The sequence below is a fragment of the Parafrankia elaeagni genome, assembly GCF_000374165.1.
In the GTDB taxonomy this organism is placed as follows: domain Bacteria; phylum Actinomycetota; class Actinomycetes; order Frankiales; family Frankiaceae; genus Parafrankia; species Parafrankia elaeagni.
This window is the reverse complement of sequence record NZ_KB893728.1, coordinates 283,331-301,526: the sequence shown is the minus strand read 5'-3', so window position 1 is coordinate 301,526 and position 18,196 is coordinate 283,331. Positions and strand designations below refer to the sequence as shown.

Annotated in this window: 15 protein-coding genes; 3 read left to right on the top strand and 12 right to left on the bottom strand. The window is 71.7% G+C overall.

Annotation, left to right across the window (positions count from 1 at the left end):
- Positions 1-24: 24 nt before the first annotated feature.
- From B207_RS0117750 to B207_RS0117740, 3 genes are all read right to left on the bottom strand, one after another.
- A complete protein-coding gene (locus B207_RS0117750; RefSeq protein ID WP_018637025.1) occupies positions 25-1,248 on the bottom strand; it encodes an IS110 family RNA-guided transposase in 1,224 nt (407 codons plus the stop codon).
- A gap of 241 nt (positions 1,249-1,489) precedes the next feature.
- Positions 1,490-3,016, bottom strand: a complete 1,527-nt coding sequence (locus B207_RS0117745; RefSeq protein WP_018637913.1) for an AMP-binding protein — start codon at positions 3,014-3,016, stop codon at positions 1,490-1,492.
- Entirely contained in the window at positions 3,016-4,215 is a 1,200-nt protein-coding gene (locus B207_RS0117740; protein ID WP_018637912.1) for a CaiB/BaiF CoA transferase family protein, read from the bottom strand. The genes B207_RS0117745 and B207_RS0117740 overlap by 1 nt, the downstream gene beginning before the upstream one ends.
- 366 nt (positions 4,216-4,581) lie before the next feature.
- Between B207_RS0117740 and B207_RS0117735 the strand changes: the two genes are divergently transcribed.
- From B207_RS0117735 to B207_RS0117725, 3 genes are all read left to right on the top strand, one after another.
- Complete coding sequence (locus B207_RS0117735) at positions 4,582-6,189, top strand: class I adenylate-forming enzyme family protein (RefSeq protein WP_018637911.1); 1,608 nt, start codon at positions 4,582-4,584, stop codon at positions 6,187-6,189.
- 4 nt (positions 6,190-6,193) lie between these two features.
- Positions 6,194-6,682, top strand: a complete 489-nt coding sequence (locus tag B207_RS0117730; RefSeq protein ID WP_018637910.1) for a pyridoxamine 5'-phosphate oxidase family protein — start codon at positions 6,194-6,196, stop codon at positions 6,680-6,682.
- Positions 6,683-6,800: 118 nt separating this feature from the next.
- A complete protein-coding gene (locus tag B207_RS0117725; RefSeq protein WP_051102574.1) occupies positions 6,801-7,547 on the top strand; it encodes an SDR family NAD(P)-dependent oxidoreductase in 747 nt (248 codons plus the stop codon).
- 128 nt (positions 7,548-7,675) lie between these two features.
- On the opposite strand, the gene B207_RS0117720 is transcribed toward B207_RS0117725, so the two are convergent.
- The 9 genes from B207_RS0117720 to B207_RS0117680 all read right to left on the bottom strand — a co-directional run bounded on the left by B207_RS0117720 (position 7,676) and on the right by B207_RS0117680 (position 18,160).
- A complete protein-coding gene (locus B207_RS0117720; RefSeq protein WP_018637908.1) occupies positions 7,676-8,248 on the bottom strand; it encodes a carboxymuconolactone decarboxylase family protein in 573 nt (190 codons plus the stop codon).
- 90 nt (positions 8,249-8,338) lie between these two features.
- The gene (locus B207_RS0117715) at positions 8,339-9,085 is read right to left on the bottom strand and encodes an SDR family NAD(P)-dependent oxidoreductase (protein ID WP_018637907.1); all 747 of its coding nucleotides are present in this window, start codon (positions 9,083-9,085) and stop codon (positions 8,339-8,341) included.
- Positions 9,082-9,372, bottom strand: coding sequence for a hypothetical protein (locus tag B207_RS0117710; RefSeq protein ID WP_154675415.1), 291 nt, complete (start codon positions 9,370-9,372; stop codon positions 9,082-9,084). Before B207_RS0117710 ends, B207_RS0117715 begins: the two co-directional genes overlap by 4 nt.
- 469 nt (positions 9,373-9,841) lie before the next feature.
- The gene (locus B207_RS0117705) at positions 9,842-11,551 is read right to left on the bottom strand and encodes a class I adenylate-forming enzyme family protein (protein ID WP_407671429.1); all 1,710 of its coding nucleotides are present in this window, start codon (positions 11,549-11,551) and stop codon (positions 9,842-9,844) included.
- A 47-nt stretch (positions 11,552-11,598) separates the two neighbouring features.
- Positions 11,599-12,822: an FAS1-like dehydratase domain-containing protein gene (locus B207_RS0117700; RefSeq protein ID WP_018637904.1), complete on the bottom strand. Its 1,224-nt coding sequence runs from the start codon at positions 12,820-12,822 to the stop codon at positions 11,599-11,601.
- A 15-nt stretch (positions 12,823-12,837) separates the two neighbouring features.
- A complete protein-coding gene (gene acuI, locus B207_RS0117695; protein ID WP_018637903.1) occupies positions 12,838-13,821 on the bottom strand; it encodes an acrylyl-CoA reductase (NADPH) in 984 nt (327 codons plus the stop codon).
- Positions 13,822-13,884: 63 nt separating this feature from the next.
- Positions 13,885-15,303 carry an aldehyde dehydrogenase family protein gene (locus B207_RS0117690; protein ID WP_018637902.1) on the bottom strand — a complete coding sequence of 473 codons (1,419 nt, stop codon included), beginning with the start codon at positions 15,301-15,303 and terminating at the stop codon, positions 13,885-13,887.
- A gap of 64 nt (positions 15,304-15,367) precedes the next feature.
- A complete protein-coding gene (locus B207_RS0117685) occupies positions 15,368-17,074 on the bottom strand; it encodes a thiamine pyrophosphate-binding protein (protein WP_018637901.1) in 1,707 nt (568 codons plus the stop codon).
- 141 nt (positions 17,075-17,215) lie between these two features.
- Entirely contained in the window at positions 17,216-18,160 is a 945-nt protein-coding gene (locus B207_RS0117680) for an SDR family NAD(P)-dependent oxidoreductase (protein WP_018637900.1), read from the bottom strand.
- Between the last annotated feature and the right edge of the window lie 36 nt (positions 18,161-18,196).

The following is an 18,196-nucleotide window of genomic DNA, read 5'->3' as shown; positions in this document are numbered from 1 at the left end:
TCAGACATCCCATGTTTTTGGATGTCAAGCGGCGGCGTCGAGCGTGACGTTCTGTGGCCAGGCGGTTGCTTCGTTGTAGGCGGTCTGGGTCTTGAGGCAGCCATGGAGGATGCCCACGAGGCGGTTACCGAGCTGGCGGAGCGCGGCGTGGTGACCGGCGCCGCGGGCGCGCAGGGCGTCGTAGTAGGCGCGGGCGCCGGGTGAGGCGCCCAGGGCGCAGAAGGCCTGCTGGTGCAGGGCGTCGGCGAGCCGGTGGTTGCGGGCGTAGCGGGCCAGGGCGACCTTCTTCTTCCCGGACGCGCGGGTGATCGGGCTGGTCCCGGCGTAGTTCTTCCGCGCCTTCGCGTTGGTGTAGCGGTCGGGGTCGTCCCCGAACTCCGCGAGCACCCGGGCGGCGAGGACCGGCCCCAGGCCGGGCTGGGACCGGTAGACCTCAGCGTCCGGGTGCTGGCCAAAATGGGCATCGACCTGCTCGGCGAGCCGGTCGATCTCGGCGTTGAGCGTGCCGATCAGCGCGGCCTGGGCACGGACGACCGCCGCGTAGGCGCCGGCGATCACCGGGGACACGGGCAGCTGCCCGGCCTGGAACGCGGCCCTGATCTTCCGGGACTTCTCGGCGATGTCGCGGCGGCGGGCCCGCTTCAACGCCGCGGAGAGCTGCGCGATGGTCAGCCGCCGGGCCAGCTCCGGTGTCGGTGCCTTGGCGAGCAGTTCCAACGTGTCCGGGGCGGCCAGGTCGTCGAACACGGCCACGGCGGCCGGGAACGACTCCAGCAGCGCCGCGCGCAGCCGCTGGACCTGCCTGGTGCGGTCCCAGATGAGCGTCTGGTGGGCCCGGGCGGTGATCTTTACTGCCTCCGCGAGCTCGCTGTCGCCGGCGACGGCCCGCAGCTGGTGGCGGTCGGTGCGGACCATGTCCGCCAGTGCGTGCGCGTCCCCGGCGTCGCTCTTGGCCCCCGACGTCGAGTACCGCTCCCGGTAGCGGGCGGCCTGCAGCGGGTTCACCGCGATCACCTGGTAGCCGGCCGCGACCAGCGCGGACACCCACGGTCCGCGGTCGGTCTCGATCCCGATCACCACCTGGGCCGGGTCGGCGTCCTCGGGTAGGTGCGCACCGACCAGCTCGTGCAGCCGGGTGATCCCGGCCAGCCCCTCCGGCAGCCGCGCCTTCACCAGCCTGCGGCCCGCCTCGTCCTGCACCTCCACATCATGATGATCCTCAGCCCAGTCATCCCCGACGAACAGCACCGACATCCTCCCGACCCGCACACGGACAGGTTCAGCAGCCGGGGAGAGCCACCAGCGGACTAATGGTCAAGTGCTCACACCGCCACCGGCCGGCACGACATCCCATCAGCGGTCACCTCTCCCGACCACCAGCGGGGACACGGTCTGACACTAGGACTCGACTCGGTCCAGTCGTTGGGAGTGCTCACCCGCTGGCGGCTACCGGCACCGAGCCTGCCCTATGCCGACCCGGTAGCTCCCATTAGTCGTCGGCCAGGACGAGTCTGCGGGCCTCACGCCGCAGGACCTTGCCGTAGGCGCTCTTCGGCAGCGCCTCCAGGTAGATGATCTTCTTCGGCTTCTTGAAGCTCGCGATGTGGGTGGTGCTGAAGCTGATCAGCTCGCCCTCGGGCGGCGGCGGGGTCGTGGCGGGCACCACCGCGGCGACGACGTTCTCGCCCCAGGTCTCGTCCGGCACCCCGAAGACCACAACCTCGGCCACGGCCGGATGCTGGACGAGCGCCTCCTCGACCTCGCGCGGGTAGATGTTGGCCCCACCCGAGATGATCACGTCGCTGCTGCGGTCGAGCAGGAACAGGACCCCGCGCTCGTCGATCCGGCCGATGTCGCCGGTGTGCAGCCAGCCCCCGCGCAGTGCGCGCGCCGTCGCGTCCGGGTTGTTCCAGTAACCGCGCATCACGACGTCCCCGCGGACGCAGACCTCACCCTCCTCGCCCGCCGGCACCGGCCGGTCGTCGGCGTCGAGGATGCTGACCTCGATCCCCGGGTGCGCGACGCCGGCGGAGTCGAGCGGGGCGTCCGGCGCGGTCGCGTGGTTGAGGTAGGTGACGGTCATCGGCGACTCGCCCTGGCCGTAGATCTGGACGAACACCGGCCCGAACCGCTCGATCATCGCCCGGGAGTGCTCGACGTGGATCGGCGCGCCCCCGTAGACGGCGCAGCGCAGGGAGCCGGTGTCCGGCTTCCCCTCCACCGCGAGCAGGCGGACGATCATCGTCGGGACGAGGAACGCCAGGACGGTGACCCGCTCCCGGGCGATCAGGTCGAGCACCGCGGCCGGGTCGAACCCGCCTCCGTCGTAGATGAGGTTGTCGGTGCCGCGGGCGATCGCGCCCAGCGCGTACAGCCCGCTGCCGTGCGACAGCGGGGCGATGTGCAGGGCGATGTCGTCCGGCGTGTAGGCGCAGACGTCGGCGAGCAGCGTCCAGGTCATGACCGTGAGGTTGCGGTGGGTCAGCTGCGCGCCCTTGGGCCGCCCGGTCGTCCCGGACGTGTAGAACAGCCAGGCGAGATCGTCGGGGGCCACCTCGGCCGGGGCGAGGCCGGGGTCACCCTCGGCGAGCAGCCGGTCGAAGTCGTCCCCACCGGGCGCACCGACGTCCACCTGCACGGTGTGCAGGCCGGCCTCGCCGGTCAGGCCGAGCCCGGCGACCAGCGGGGCGGCCGGGGCGCCGTGGACGAGCGCGCGGGCCCCGCTGTCGCCCAGGATCACCGCGACCTCGGGGCCGGCGAGCTTGGCGTTCATCGGCACGGCCACCAGCCCGGCGTACCAGGCGCCGAAGAGGGCGGTCAGGTACTGCCCGCAGTTCGGCAGGAACAGCGCGACCCGGTCGCCGGGCTCCAGGCCGCGCCGCAGCAGCGCCGAGCCGAACCGCGCCGCCTGCTCCCGCAGCTCCCGGTAGGACGTCCGGCGCCCGGCGTGGCGGACGGCGGTGCGGTCCGGGTACCGCTGCGCCGAGGTCGTCAGCACGTGCACGATGTTGGCCATCAGACACCTCCGTCTGCTCGGGCGACACGAGTGGCACGGGTGACCGGACGTTCCTCGGCCGCGCCGGGGCGGCCGTCGAGGACCTCGCGGGTGTGGGCGCCGAGCCGTGGGGCGGGGCCGGCGACCCGGCCGGGGGTGCGCGAGAACCAGGCGGGAGTGCCGGGGAACCGCACCGGTCCGTCGTCGGTGTCGACCGTCTCGAAGAAGCCGACGCTGTTCAGGTGCGGGTTGTCGAACAGCTCGTCGAGGGAGCGCACCGGCGCGGCGGGGACGTCCAGCGACCGCAGCAGGTCGAGCCAGTACTGCGTGGTGTGCTCCCGGAAGGTCTCCCCGAGCAGCGCGTAGACGGTGTCGATCTGACGCGCGCGCTGTTCCAGGGTGGCGAGGTGCTCCCCCGCCCAGGGCGGCTTCACCGCGTTGACGAAGGCGGACCACTGCTTGTCGTTGTAGACGAGCACGGAGATGTAGCCGTCGCTGGTGCGGTGCGGACGCCGGTTCGGCGCGACGGCCCGCGGGTAGACGGCGGGCCCGAGGGCGGGGCTGAACATGGCCCCGTTGGCGTGCTCGACGAGCATGAACGCGGCCATGGTCTCGAACATCGCGACCTCGACCTCCTGCCCCTCGCCGGTGCGCTCCCGGTGGAACAACGCCATCATCGTGGCGTACAGCGCCGTCAGGCCGGCGACCTTGTCGGCCATGATGGTGCCGACATAACTGGCCTCACCGGTGAGCTGCTCCTGGGCGTAGGGAATCCCGCACTCGGCCTGGATGGTGTCGTCGTAGGCGGTGAGGTCCGCGTCCGGCCCCCGGCGGCTGTAGCCGTAGCAGTTGGTGTAGACGACGGACGGGTTGAGCGCGGCGACCGCCTCGTAGCCGAATCCGAGCCGGTCGATCGCCTTCCCCCGCATCGAGTGGATGAAGACGTCCGCGTCGACGACGAGCTCGCGCAGCGCCGCCGCGCCCGAGGGGGTGCGCAGGTCCAGCACGACGCTGCGCTTGCCCCGGTTGACGTTGACGAAGACGCCCGCCATGCCCGGCCGCGGGCCGACCGAGATGTAGCGTGTGTTGTCCCCGGCCGGCGGCTCGATCTTGATCACGTCGGCGCCCATGTCGGCCATGATCTGGGTACAGTACGGTCCCATCACCATCGCGGTGAGATCGATGACGCGGACGCCGGAAAGCGGGCCGGAATGCGTCATTCCTTGGTACCAGATTCGGCGGTACCGGTCACAGCCTTCACGTATCGACCACCCCTACCATCCATGAGGCCCGGGCCGCCGCTGCCGCGGAGGCCGGGTACTGGCTGCTGGTGGATCGCCGGCGCCCAGGGCGTGCGGCGGCACACCGCGCGTCCGGAGCTCCCCACCGGCCGGGCCGCGGCGCGGTCCGGCTGTGCGAGGAGCCGGCAGCCCGGCGTCCGGAGGCCGGTGCCTGGAGGGTGGCGCGCGGCGGGCGGTGCATGGCCTCGATCCCAGCATTGCCCGTCTCCGGTGCTGCGACGTCCGGAGCGGTGCCCATCGACAGTAGAGGATGAATCCTTGCAAGGATAGTGCTATCAAGATGTCGTGAGCAGCTCCGGCGACGCGCCACAGCCCCCTGACCAGTCCACCGATCAGACCGCGCCCCGGTCCTCCGGTGGGCCGGCCCCCGAACCGGGAGCCGGCGGGGCGCGGCCGCCCGGGGTACCCGCACTGCGGCCGATCGCCCGGGTTCTGGACGACGCCCTGGCCACCCGCCCCGAGGCGACCGCCATCGAGGCCGCCAGCGGGTCGTGGACGTACGCCGAACTCGACGAGCAGGCTTCCCGCGCGGCCGGCGCACTCTGGTCGCTGGGCGTGCGCCCCGGCGACCGGGTCGCCGCCTGCCTGCCCAACGACCTCGACATCGTCGCCGCCTTCCACGGCGCGCAGCGGATCGGCGCCGTCTGGGCCGGCATCGGCGAGGCGCTGACCGCCGCCGAGCAGCAGGACCTGCACGAGGTCTGCGGCCCCGCCGTCGTGCTCGCCGGGCCGCGCTGCCTGCTGGAGACCCCGGGCCGGGTCGACCCCGACCGCTGGGCGGACCTGCTCGCCCGCGGGGGGACGACGCCGCCCGCCGGCCTCGCCCTCGACCTCGACGCGCCCGCGGGCATCGGGTTCACCAGCGGGACGTCGGGACGTCCCAAGGCGGTCGTGCACAGCCAGCGCAACCTGCTGCTGCCCGGCGCGGTTCTCGTCGCGACCCGCGGCTGGGGGCCCCAGCTGCGCAAGGGCGACAGCTTCCCGATGACGATCCTCAACATGCTGGTCCTGTCGACGCTGCTCACCGCCCAGGCCGGCGGCTGCGCGGTGGTGATGAACCGCCGTGACGTCAGCGGCGTCGTCGACTGGATCTCCTCCCGCAAGGTCACGGTGTGGAACGGGGCGCCGGCCCAGCTCCACGACCTCGCCGCCCGCCCGGAGGCCGACCTGAGCTCGCTGCGGGAGGTCTGGAGCGGCGGCAGCGACACCCCGGAGGCGCTGCGCACCGCGTTCGCCGCCACGCACGGCCTGGTGCCGCGGGTCACCTACGGCCTGAGCGAGGCGCCGACGGTGGTCGCGATCGACCCGCCGGACGGCGGGTGGCGCGCGGGCAGCAGCGGCCAGGTGCTGCCGCACTACGACGTCGCCGCCTACGACGACGCCGGCAACCGGCTGCCGGCGGGTGAGCTCGGCGAGCTCCGGCTCGCCGGCGCGACCAGCGGGCCGTGGGCGGGCCTGTGGCGTCCGCTGCTCGGCTACTGGGAGCAGGGCCGGGTCCGCCCGCCGGAGCCCGGCCCCTTCGCCACCGGCGACGTGGGCACCGTGGACGGCGACGGCTGGCTCTCCGTGCTGGACCGCAAGAAGCTCGTCATCATCCGCGGCGGCGCCAACGTCTACCCGCTGGAGGTCGAGCGGGTCATCGCCACCCATCCGGACGTCGTGCGGGTCGCGGTGTGCCCGGTGCCCGACGACCGGCTCGGCCAGCGCGTCGCGGCCGTCGTCGAGAGCGCCGGCCCGCCGCTGGACATGGCCGCGCTCGCGGAGCTGTGCCGCCGCGAGCTCTCCCCGTACAAGGTGCCCGAGTTCTGGTCGCAGGTGGACGCGCTGCCGGTGAACGCGATGGGCAAGGTCCAGCGCGCCGGCCTGTCCGATCTCGTCGACACCCGCCGCTGAGCCGGTGACCGAGGACGAGGCCTGGGAGTTCCTGGCCGGGGCGCACACCGGGATCCTCACGACGCTGCGCGCGGACGGCGCGCCGGTCACGCTGCCGATGTGGTTCGTCGTCCTCGGCCGGGCCGTGTACCTGTCGACGCCGCCGCGGGCGGCCAAGCTGGCGCGAGTGCGCCGCGACCCGCGCGCGGCGTTCCTCGTGGAGGCCGGCCGGGCGTGGGTGGACCTGCGCGCGGTGCACGTCAGCGGCCGGCTGCGGGTGGTGGACGACGATGCTGCGCGCCGGCGGGTCCGCGACCTGCTCGACACGAAGTACGCCGCGTTCCGGCTCCCGCCGGAACGGCTGCCGGCCGCCGTCCGCGCCGCCTACGCCGACCGCACCGTGCTCCGGCTGGACCCGCGGGGACGGCTGCTGCGCTGGGACAACAGCCGCATCCGACTCGCCGGACCGCCAGCCGCCCCGGAACCCGGCCCCCACTCGCCGACCGAGCGCTAATCCTTGCAAGGATAGCGAGGTCATCGTTAGGGTCGGAGCGGGTCGGAGCCGGTCAGGACTGACCGGAGGACCCCGGAGGGGAGACCACGTGACGCCGGCCGCCGAAGCCGCAGCCCGGATGTTCGATCTCGACGGCCGGGTGGCGATCGTCACCGGCGCCTCCTCCGGCCTCGGTGTCGCGGTCGCGCGGGCGCTGGCCGGGTTCGGGGCGCGGGTCGCCGTCGTCGCCCGCCGGCTCGACCGGCTCACCGAGCTCGCCAAGGAGATCGACGGCGCGGCGGTCACCTGTGACCTGTCGGATCTCGACCAGGTGCGCACGGTCGTGCCGGCCGTGGCCGAGCAGCTGGGCCGGCCCGAGATCCTCGTGAACGGCGCCGGCTCCATGTTCACCTACGAGCGCGCCGAGTCGGAGCCGCTGGACGCCAGCCGGCGCACGGTCGACCTCAACCTGCTGGCCCCGTTCCTGCTCGCCCAGGACGTCCAGCCGCACATGCTGGCGGTCGGGCGGGGCACGATCATCAACATCTCGTCGATCAGCGGGCGGGTCGGCATCCCGGGGATCCCGCAGGCGTCCTACGCCGCCAGCAAGGCCGGGCTGTCCGGGCTGACGTCCGAACTGGCGGTGCAGTGGGCGCGGCACTCGATCCGGGTGAACACAGTGGCGCCCGGGTTCTTCCGCAGCGAGATCACCGGGCCGCTCTACGACAGCGAGCGCTCCATCGAGTACCTGCGCCGCAACACCCCACTGCCGATGGAGGGCAGCCCCGAGGACATCACCGGCGCGGTGGTGTGGCTGGCCAGCGACGCCGGGCGTTACGTCACCGGGCAGACGATCGTGGTGGACGGCGGCTGGACCGCCCGCTGAGCCGACTCGGCGGGCAGGCCGGCTCGGCGGGAAGGCCGGCTCGGCGGGAAGGCCGGCTCGGCAGGAAGGCTCAGCCGACCGAGCTCGGCGGACCCGGCGCCACCGTGGCGCGGCCGGGCCGCGCCGGCCTACCAGCCCTCGGGCAGGTACGGCACGATGTCCGGGTCGGGCTCGACGCCGAAGGACAGGAACATCATCGCCACCAGGTCGTACGCGCCGACCGTGGCGACCACGTCCATGAGCTGCCGTTCGTCGAGGAACCCGGCGAGCGCGGCCCAGGTCGTGGCCCCCACCGCCGCCCCGGCGAGCAGTTCGTCGACCGCCGCCAGCAAGGTCCGGTCGGTGGCTGACCAGCCGGGGGCGGCCGGGCCCTCGACGACCCGCGCGATCTCCTCGGCGCTGATCCCGAACTCCTGCGCCCGCAGGGCGTGCTGGGCCCATTCGTAGCCGCACCGGCGCAGTGCCGCGACCCGCAGGATCAGCAGCTCGCTGACCCGCGGCGGCAGCGACGACCCGTAGAGGACGTGGCCGTTGAACGCGAGGAACGCCTCGGCGAGGGCGGGGTGACGGGCCAGCGTGCCGAAGACGTTGGCCCCGCTCGGACCGTCGTCGGCGGCGCCCGCCGTGGCCGCGTCGGCCGCTGCGCCGCCGGGCGTGGCCGGGACGCCGCTGCGCGCGGCGTCCCGGAAGGAGTCGAACACGGCCCTCGCCTCCGGCGACCACTGTGTCGCCGGCTGCGGTGATATCCGTGGCATCTCGGTGACTCCCCGCCCTCCTGCCCGTGCCGACCGTCAGGTGTTGCGGCCGCCGTTGACGCCGATGACCTGGCCGGTGATGTAGCCGGCCTCCTCCCTGATGAGGAAGGCGCAGGCGGCCGCGATGTCCTCAGGCTGGCCGATGCGGCCGACCGGGGTCCTCGCGATCTGCTCCTCGGTCTTCATCAGGCCTTCCTTCTCGGAGGCCCGCAGCATGGGTGTGTCGATGAATCCCGGCGGGATGGTGTTGACCGTGACGCCCCGCGGCCCGAACTCCAGCGCGAGCACCTTGGTCAGACCCACCACACCGGATTTCGCGGTGACATAGGAGCTGAGTCGTGGAACACCACTGTGCATGCTGGACGAGGAGATGTTCACGATTCTCCCCCAGCCCTCGGCGACCATGTCCGGAAGCACCGACTGGCAGCAGTGGAAAGTGCCGTCGAGATTCACCGAGATCGTGCGCCGCCACAGCTCGAACGTCGTGTCGAGGAACGGCGTAGGTGGTGGGGTCATACCCGCGGAGTTCACCAGGATCGTGGGGCGGCCGAGGTCGCCGCGGGTCTGCTCCACTCCCGCGTCAACGGCGGCGCGGTCGGTCACGTCCACGGTGTACCCGCGCGCCGTGCCGCCCACCGCCTCGAGCGCGGCGGCCGCCGCGCGGGCGGCCCCACCGTCCAGGTCGAAGATCGCGACGGCGGCCCCGTCGGCGGCCAGCCGGCGGGCGATGGCCCCGCCGATGCCCGAGGCACCACCGGTGACGATCGCGACACGGGCGGTCACAGACCCAGCTCCGGCGCCCCGGAGATGGTGCAGTGCATGCGGTGCGGGGCGGTCCGCTCGACGGGGAGGACCCGGTGGAGCAGGCCTCCCTGACCGGCCTGCCAACGGTTGCCCCAGGCCACCCCGTCCCGGACGATCATGTCTCCGGCCGACCAGCCACGTCGTAACGCCCGGTCCGGCAGCATTCCGTCCGGCAATGCCCGGTCCGGCGACGCCCGGTCCGGCAACGCTCGGTCCGGCAACGCTCGGTCCGGTGCGGCGGCACGCCGCTCCAGCTCGTCAGGCAAGGCCCAGCCCTCCTCGTTGTCCGCGGGTCGGCACACCCGCATCGCCGGCTCAACCCGCACACCCGGAGACGGCGGCCACCGGAAAGCCTGTCCGCACACATCCGGACACAAAGGCTTTCCCGTTACGGGGCCGTGGTCGAGAAATTCCGGGTCAGGGCGCAGCACCATCGTCTCACCCAGCACGGAAAACCAGAGGCAGATCACGGGAACCGCGGGGCGGGAAAAGGTGGATTCAGGCTACGACTTCGTCAAACAACCGTCAACCGCATCACCGGTCGCCAGCCCGTTTATGGCATGCCGACAAGCCGGAGCGCGATTTTTGATCACGTCCGGCGAAATGTTTTGCCAGCACGAACCGGCCTGTCGGCACAACGGGCCGGGAATTACCGTGGAGGGGGCGCGGAGGACACCGTGAAGGGTGTCCTGGAGGGGTTCCGCGCCCCCTCCGGGTGCCGGCCGGGGAGCGCCGTCAGAGCACCCCGGCACGTTCCAGGCGGGCCGCCGCGAGGGTGCGCAGCTCGGCCGTCTTCACCTTCGCGGAGCCGGTGAGCTCGATGTCGTCCTCGTCGAAGAAGAGGACCTGGCGGGGAACCTTGTAGGTCGCCAGCCGCTCCTTGAGGTAGCCGCGGATCTCCTCCGCCTCGGCCCGCACGCCCTCGTGCAGCACGACGCAGGAGACGACGAGCTCACCGAGCGTGTCGTGGGGCACCCCGACGGTCTGGGCGACCTTGACCCCGGGGAAGGTCGCGAGCGCCTCGTCCACCTCACGTGGCGAGACGTTCGCACCGCCCGTCTTGATGATGTCGTTCAGCCTTCCCTTCCAGAAGAGCAGGCCGTCGGTGTCGAGATAGCCACCGTCACCGGTTCGGAAGAAGCCCTCCGCGTCGAGGGTCTCGTCCAGCGGGGTCCCCAGGTAGCCGAGCATCAGCGTGGGGCCCTTGACGCAGATCTCGCCCTGCTCGCCGCGCGGGACCACGACACCCGTCAACGGGTCGACGATCTTGATCGTGACACCGGGTAACGCCTCGCCGCTGCTGTTGCGGTGCGTCTCCTCCGGCGTGTTCGCCGGCAGCCCGGTGCTCAGGGTGAACGTCTCGGTGTTGCCGTAGGCGTGCCCCGGCTCGTGCCACCGGGCGGTCACCGTGGGGTGCCGCGCGATCGGGGTGCTGACGTCGACGTACCGCAGGCTGCTGAGGTCGACGTCGTTCCAGTTCGGCGCCGCCTCGAGCTGAGCCCACTGGTGCGGCCAGGCGAACGGGAAGGTGACCCGCTCGGTCTCCAGCAGCCGCAGCGCCTCGTCGGGGACCATCGTCGCCTGCAGCACCACCGACCCGCCGCAGGAGAAGGTGTTCCCGAGCACCATGCAGAAGTTGCCGGACCAGAAGAAGCCGTTCGCGGCCCAGCTGCGGATGTCGTCCTCGGGCGAGAACCCGTACAGGCGGCGGAAGCGCCACAGCTGGACGGCGATGCCCCGGTGCGAGTTGAGGATGCCCTTCGGCCGGCTGGTGGAGCCGGAGGAGAAGAACAGGGCCGCCAGGTCACTGGGCTGGACGGAGGCCGCGGTGGCCTCGACCAGCTCCCGTGGCTCCGACCGGCCCGCGGCCAGGAAGTCCTCCCAGGACTCGATCGCGCCACCCGCCGCGCCCGGCCCGATGACGGCGAGCCGCCGCAGGAACGGGAACCGTGAGGACTCCAGTCCGCCGGGCACGGCCCGGGTGATGCCCGGGTCCAGCTCGGTCAGCATGGCCGCGAAGTCCTTCTTCACGACCATCCGCTCGAACAGCAGCACCGAGACTCCGGACACCTGCAGGAGGTGATCGAGCTCCGGCGCCGTCGAGAAGGTGCTGAGCACGACCGCGACGCCGCCGGCCAGGCTCACCCCGAACATGGCCGAGACCCACTCGGGGCGGTTCGTCATCAGGACGCCGACCCGGCAGTCCTTGCCCACGCCGACAGCCCGCAGCGCGGCCGCGACCTCGACCGCGCGCTCCCACAGGTCGGTGTAGGACCACCGCTCGACGCCGTCGGCCGTGTGCCAGACCAGAGCCTCCCGGTCACCGAAGGCCTCGGTGACCTCCCGGAGGAAGCCGGGCAGGGTCAGCGACCCCAGGCCCGGCTCCGAACTCAGCGGCGGCCCCGACACGACCGACGGTTCCGCGACATCCGCCGGGTCCAGCACAGCGGGCTGGGACGGCACGGAGCCGTTCACGTTCGCCGCAGCCACGGTCAGTCCCCGGTGATTTCGCGTTCGCTGCCGTACGGGAGCTCGACCTCCGCCGTGCAGTCGACCAGCACGCCGCCGTCCTGGTTGGTCAGCTTCAGCTTCACCTGCACCAGCGGCACGCCCCAGACGGACTGCTCCTCCTTGCCGACGATCTCGGCGTCGAAGTAGGTGACGTCGCCCTCGAAGGCCGGCAGCCGGAAGCTCGCCTTGTTGTGGCGCACCATGCCGTCGTGCCCCGCCCAGTACGCGAGGTAGTCGGTGCACCAGGCACCCATCGTGGCGCCGTAGCCGTAGGCGCGGGCCATGCCGACCTCGCTGGCCTTGTCGGCGTCGATGTGCCCGCGCGACGGGCCCATGTAGAGACCGTCCCGCAGCCGCGGGTCGATCTTCGCGCCCTCCTCGTCGAACCCGAAGCCCTCGACCCAGCCCGGGTCCTGGTAGACCCACGGGTCCTTGATGCCCTTGGGTGCGTCCCAGAAGAAGGTGCCCCAGATGTTGAACAGGAACGCCCGGTACTCGGTGGTGAAGCTGGCGATGCTGTGCGGCCCGATCACCCGCCGGGGCAGGGTGTCACCGACCTTCACATCCTCGAACGCCGGGGAGACGCCGGCCCGGTTCGACAGCAGCCACTCGGTCCGAAGCTTGTCGATCTCGGCGAGCTCGGCCGCCGTCCAGCGCTTCTTCTCGCCGAGCTGGCTCTCGTACATGCCCCGCTTCTCCGCCTCGGCGGCGAGGTAGCGGATGGCGGTCGAGCGCTCGCGGGCGACGAGGTCACCGTGCTGGTTGCGGTGGACGGTGTCGCCGCGGGAGAACATGGTGGGGCCGGCGAACTTGGTGTCCGCCACCTTGTAGTCGTGGAACCGGCGCTTCTGGAACAGCTGGTCGCCGACCCGCACGCGGGTGCCGTAGAACCACCACTCCTCGCCACCGAAGATCAGGTGGCTGCCGGGGATGTAGCCGACACAGGCCGGCGCCGCGCCGTGCCCGTAGTCCAGCCCGACGGCGATGGACTGCGGTGCGATCAGGCCGCCGAACTTGGACTTCTTCGCGAACTCCTGGTCCCAGTGCAGGGGGTTCGGGTAGTCCATCGCCATCACCCAGCGGCGGATGTCCGACGGGGCGCACGGCTCCCACAGCTGCCCGCCGCCGATGGGCTTGCCCACCCGGTGGTCGACATCGGTGAGGTCGAGGGTGGGGGTCCCGGATTCTCCTGACGTCTCGCTCATGGCTGTGCTGCTCCCCTATCGGTTGACGTCGACGACGATGCGGCCGCGGACGGTGCCGTCCAGCAGCCGGCCGGCCGCGGCGATCACGTCGCCCAGCGCGATCTCCTCGGCGATGAGCTCCAGCGCACCGGCGTCCAGGTCGGACGCGAGCCGCGACCAGGCCGCGAGCCGCGGGGCGGACGGCGCCATGACGCTGTCGATGCCGAGCAGCGAGACACCGCGCAGGATGAACGGCGCGACCGACGCCGGGAAGTCCATCCCCTGGGCGAGCCCGCAGGCGGCGACCGCGCCGCGGTACCGCGTCTGTGCGGTGGCGTTCGCCAGCGTGTGGCTGCCGACGGAGTCGACGACCCCGGCCCAGCGCTCCTTCTGCATCGGCTTGCCCGGCCCGGAGAGCTCGGCGCGGTCGATGATCGTCACCGCGCCGAGCTGCCTGAGGTAGTCAGCCTCCGATGCCTTCCCCGTGGCGGCCGCCACCTTGAAGCCGGCCTTGGTCAGGAGCGCGACCGCGACACTGCCGACGCCGCCGGTCGCCCCGGTGACCAGGACCTCGCCCTGGTCCGGGCGGACGCCGAAGTTCAGCAGTGCGTCGACGCACAGGCCCGCCGTGTAGCCGGCCGTGCCGATGGCCATCGACTGGCGCGGGGTGAAGGCCGAGGGCAGCGGCACCAGCCAGTCGCCCCTGAGCCGCGCGCGCTGCGCGAGGCCGCCCCAGTGCGTCTCCCCCACGCCCCAGCCGTTGAGCACGACGCGGTCGCCCTGCTTCCAGTCCGCGTGCGAGCTCTCGGTGACGACACCGACCAGGTCGATACCGGGCACCATCGGGAACCTGCGCACCACCGGCGACTTCCCGGTGATGGCGAGACCGTCCTTGTAGTTCAGCGTCGAGTACTCGACGTCGACGGTGACGTCGCCTTCCGGCAGCGCCGAGTCGTCGAGGCTCGTGACGCGGGCGGTCTGGCCCGACTCGCCTTTTTCGATGAGGATCGCAGAAAACATCGGAGAATACAGCCCTTTCGACGCGAACGATCGGCCGCCCGAACGGACAGGCGGCCGGTCGCCCTACTGATAGCCGAGAATTCCCTTGGTCTCCAGATATTCGTGGAAACCGAACTCGCCCCACTCGCGGCCGTTGCCGCTCTTCTTGATGCCGCCGAACGGGGCGTCGAAGTCGAAACCGTCGTTGATGGTGACCCACCCGGCGCGGATCCGGCGGGCGACGGCCCGGGCCTGCTCCAGGTCCGCCCCCGCCACGGCGCCGGCCAGGCCGTACTCGGTGTCGTTCGCGATCTCGACCGCCTCGTCCAGGCTGTCGTAGCTGAGAATCGTCAGGACCGGCCCGAAGATCTCCTCACGGGCGATGGTCTGGTCGTTGCGCACGTTCACGAAGACGGTCGGGCGCACGTAGAAGCCCCGGGTGAGGCCCTCGGGGCGCCCGACGCCGCCGGCGATGAGGGTCGCGCCCTCGTCGATGCCCTTCTGGATCAGGGCCTGGATCTTGTCGAACTGGGCGCCGGAGACCACCGGGCCGATGGCGACCTCGGTGGTGGGGTCGCCGACGGTCGTCGCCTCGGCGGCCGCGCGGGCGGCCTCGATCACCTCGTCCAACCGGCCGGCCGGGACGAGCATCCGCGTCGCGGCGCTGCAGGTCTGGCCCGAGTTGAGCATCACGCCGGCGACGCCCTTGGCGACGTTCTCGGCCAGGTCGGCGTCGTCGAGGATGATGTTCGGGTTCTTGCCGCCCAGCTCCTGGGTCACCCGCTTGACGGTCGCGGCGGCGTTGCGGGCGATCTCGATGCCCGCGCGGGTCGAGCCGGTGAAGGAGATCAGGTCGACGTCCGGGTGCGACGACAGCGGCACGCCGACGCCGAGCCCGTCCCCCTGGACCAGGTTGAACACACCGGCCGGCACGCCGGCGGCCTCGAAGATCTCGGCCAGGATCTGCGCGGTGAACGGCGAGTTCTCCGACGGCTTGAGCACGACCGTGCAGCCGGTGGCCAGGGCCGGAACGACCTTCACCACGATCTGGTTGATCGGCCAGTTCCACGGCGTGATCAGGCCGGCGACCCCGATCGGCTCCTGCACGACCAGCGAGCCGCCGCGCACCTGCTCGAAGGAGTAGGTCTTCAGGTTCTCGATGGCGGTGGCCAGGTGGCCGGCGCCCAGGCCCACCTGGAAGCCGTTGGCCAGTGCCGCCGGGGCACCGATCTCCTCGGTGAGCGCGGCGCCGAGGTCGGCCGAGCGCTTCTGGTAGACGTCCGAGATGGACTGGAGCAGCTCGACGCGCTCCTCTCGGCTGGTCGCCGAGTAGCTCGGGAACGCGGCCTTCGCCGCGGCCACGGCCCGGTCGACGTCGGCGGCGGAACCGGCGGAGACGCGGCCGGCCACCTCCTCGGTCGCCGGGTTCACGACGTCGAACGTCGCCGCTTCCGCCGGGTCGACCCATTCACCGCCGATGTAGAACTTCAGATACTCGCGCATAATCCCGGAAGGTCCTCTCCTAATGCACGCGGACGGATGTCAGCCGACTGGTTCGGCCGGATTATCACTGGGTTCCTTCCGCATACCAGGTGCGGAACTCGTCGTAGTTCGGCATTTCCTCCGAGTTCGCCTTCGGGTCGACCGGCACGTGGATGACGGCGGTCTTCCCGCTGGCGTAGGCGCGCTTGATGGCCGGCGCGATGTCCTCCTCGCGCTCGACGTACTCGCCGTAGCAGCCGAAGCCCTCGGCGATCTTGTCGAAGCGGGTCTCCTTGCTCCAGTGCACGCCGGTCTCCAGCGAGCCCTGGCCGAACGTCCGCTTGTAGACGCCGACCTCCAGACCCCAGGCGTAGTCGACGCTGACCACGCAGACCAGCGGCAGGTTGAGCCGGGCCGCGGTCTCCAGTTCGGCGATGTGGAACTGGAACGACGAGTCACCGGTGATGAGCATCAGCGGCCGGCGGCCGCCGTCGGCGACACCGGCGCCGACCGCGTAGGGCAGTCCGGTGCCCAGGTGGCCGAAGTTCTGGTTCCAGATGACGTCGTTCGGCTTGGCCTGCGAGTAGGTCCAGCCGAAGATCGTGATGGCGCCACCGTCGCGGACCATGATGCCGTCCGGCGGGAACGCCTTCGTCGCCTCGACGATCAGCCGGGCCGGGTGCACCAGGGCGCGGCCCGACGGCGCGGTCTCGGCGAGCTCGGCGAGCTGCTCGGCATCCTGCCTGATCCATCCCGCGAGCTCCGGGGTGGCGGTGCGCGGCGAGTCCCTGAGGGCCTCGACCAGCTGCGGGACGACCGCGCGCAGGTCACCCACCAACGGCACGTCGATCGAGCGGTTGACCCCGATCGCCTGCGGGTCCTGCTCGATGAGGATCCAGGTGCGGTTCGCCTCGTTCGCGACCCAGTGCCGGCCGCGGCCGTAGTGCACCGGCTCGCCGAGCTCGGTGCCGATCGCCACGACCAGGTCGGACTGCACCACGGCGTCGATCGAGGCGGCCGAGAAGCCGTACGGGAAGGTGCGGTCCTCCAGGCCCCTGATGAACGAGGTGCCGCCGGAGGTCTGGATCACCGGCCCGGCGACCAGGTCGGCCAGCGCCTTCACGGACTCGCCCGCGCGGGCGGTGTGAACACCGTGGCCGACGAGCAGGATCGGCTGCTTCGCGGCCTTGATGGCCGCCACGGCCTCGGCGATCCTGTCCGCGCCCGCGGTCTGGTTGACCAGCCGGTAGGCCGACGGCGCCACCGGCTCCGCGACGTCGAGCTCCTCCTGGATGATGTGCGAGGGGTACTCGATGTAGACCGGCCCGGGGGTGCCGCCCAGGGCCTTGCGCAGGCCCTCGCGGATCACCTCGTCGGTCTGGTCGGCGTACTCGATGCTGGCGTTGTACTTGACCGACGGCTCGAACAGCTCGGCCTGCTTCACGAACTGGATCCGGCCGCGCCGGACCCGCTGCTCGGTGATCCGCGCCCGCTGCCCACCGAGGAAGATCACCGGCGAGTTCTCGACCTTGGCGCACATCATCGCGCCGGCGAGGTTCGCGACACCCGGGCCGAGGGTGCCGATGCACACCGCCGCCTTGCCGGTCATCCGCGACACGGCCTCCGCCATGAAGCCGGCGGACTCCTCGTGGTGCGGCGCGACGACAGTCCAGCCACGCTCCTCGGCGCGGTGGAACATGTGGACGAAGTTCGGGTCAGGAATGCCGAAGATGGTGTTGATGCCCTCGGCCTCGAACAGCTGCAGAATGCGCTCGTAGACTTTCACACCCATTGGTAGTCAGGGGACGGGCCGCTCGGGCCCGGCTCCCCATCCCCCTTTCAGTCCGCACATGCGGTCCGCCCGCATACGGCTTGGCGATGGTCGGTGTGGTGCTGAAGTCAGGTCGGGCCTGGAGTCAGGTCGGGCCTGGGGTCAGGCGGAACCCCTGGTCTGCCCGGTGACGCCGGCCCCGCCCGTCGCCATCCCGAAGCTGCGCGTGATGTGGTCGACGTGGGCCGACGGGACGATGGGCAGGATCCACGGGTCGCTGGTGTCGCGGATCGCGTCGATCCGCTCGGCGACCTGGTCGATCGTCCAGGACGGCTGGTACACCCCGGGAACCTCGCCGATGAACATGCGCGCGATCCGGCCCGCGATCGCCGCGTACATCTCACCGGTGACCGAGCACGACTCGTGGGCGAGCCAGCCCACGATCGGGGCGACGAGCTCCGGCCCCATGGGCGGGTAGGCCGAGGTGTCGATGCCCTCCGCCATCCGGGTCAGCGCGCCGGGCACGATGACGTTGGACGTCACGCCGTGCTCCGCGCCCTCGAGCGCGACCACGTGGGACAGCCCGACCACGCCCGCCTTCGCCGAGGCGTAGTTGGCCACCGCCTGGTTGCCGTACAACCCGCCGATCGAGGAGGTCAGCACGATCCGCCCGTACCCGGCGTCCTTCATCAGCCCGAACGCCGCCCGCACCACGTGGAAGGCACCCCGCAGGTGGACGTCGAGGACGGCGTCGAAGTCCTCGTAGGACATCTCGGTGAGCGGCGCGTACCGAACGTTCCCGGCATTGTGGATCAGGATGTCGATCCGGCCGTAGTGGTCGAGCGCCGCCTGGACGATCGCCTGCCCACCCTCGGGGGTCTTCACGGAGTCGGTGACGGCCACCGCCTCGCCGCCGGCCGCGACGATCTCCTTGACGACGTCCTCGGCGGGCCCGGCGTCGACCCCCTCACCGCGCATGGTGCCGCCGAGGTCGTTGACGACGACCTTGGCGCCCAGCGAGCCGAGCAGTAAGGCATAGGCCCGGCCCAGCCCACGACCGGCACCGGTGATCACCGCCACCCGGCCGTCGAACCGTAGTTCCGACATCAGCGCTCCTCTTCGACGCACATCTCGGGATGAACC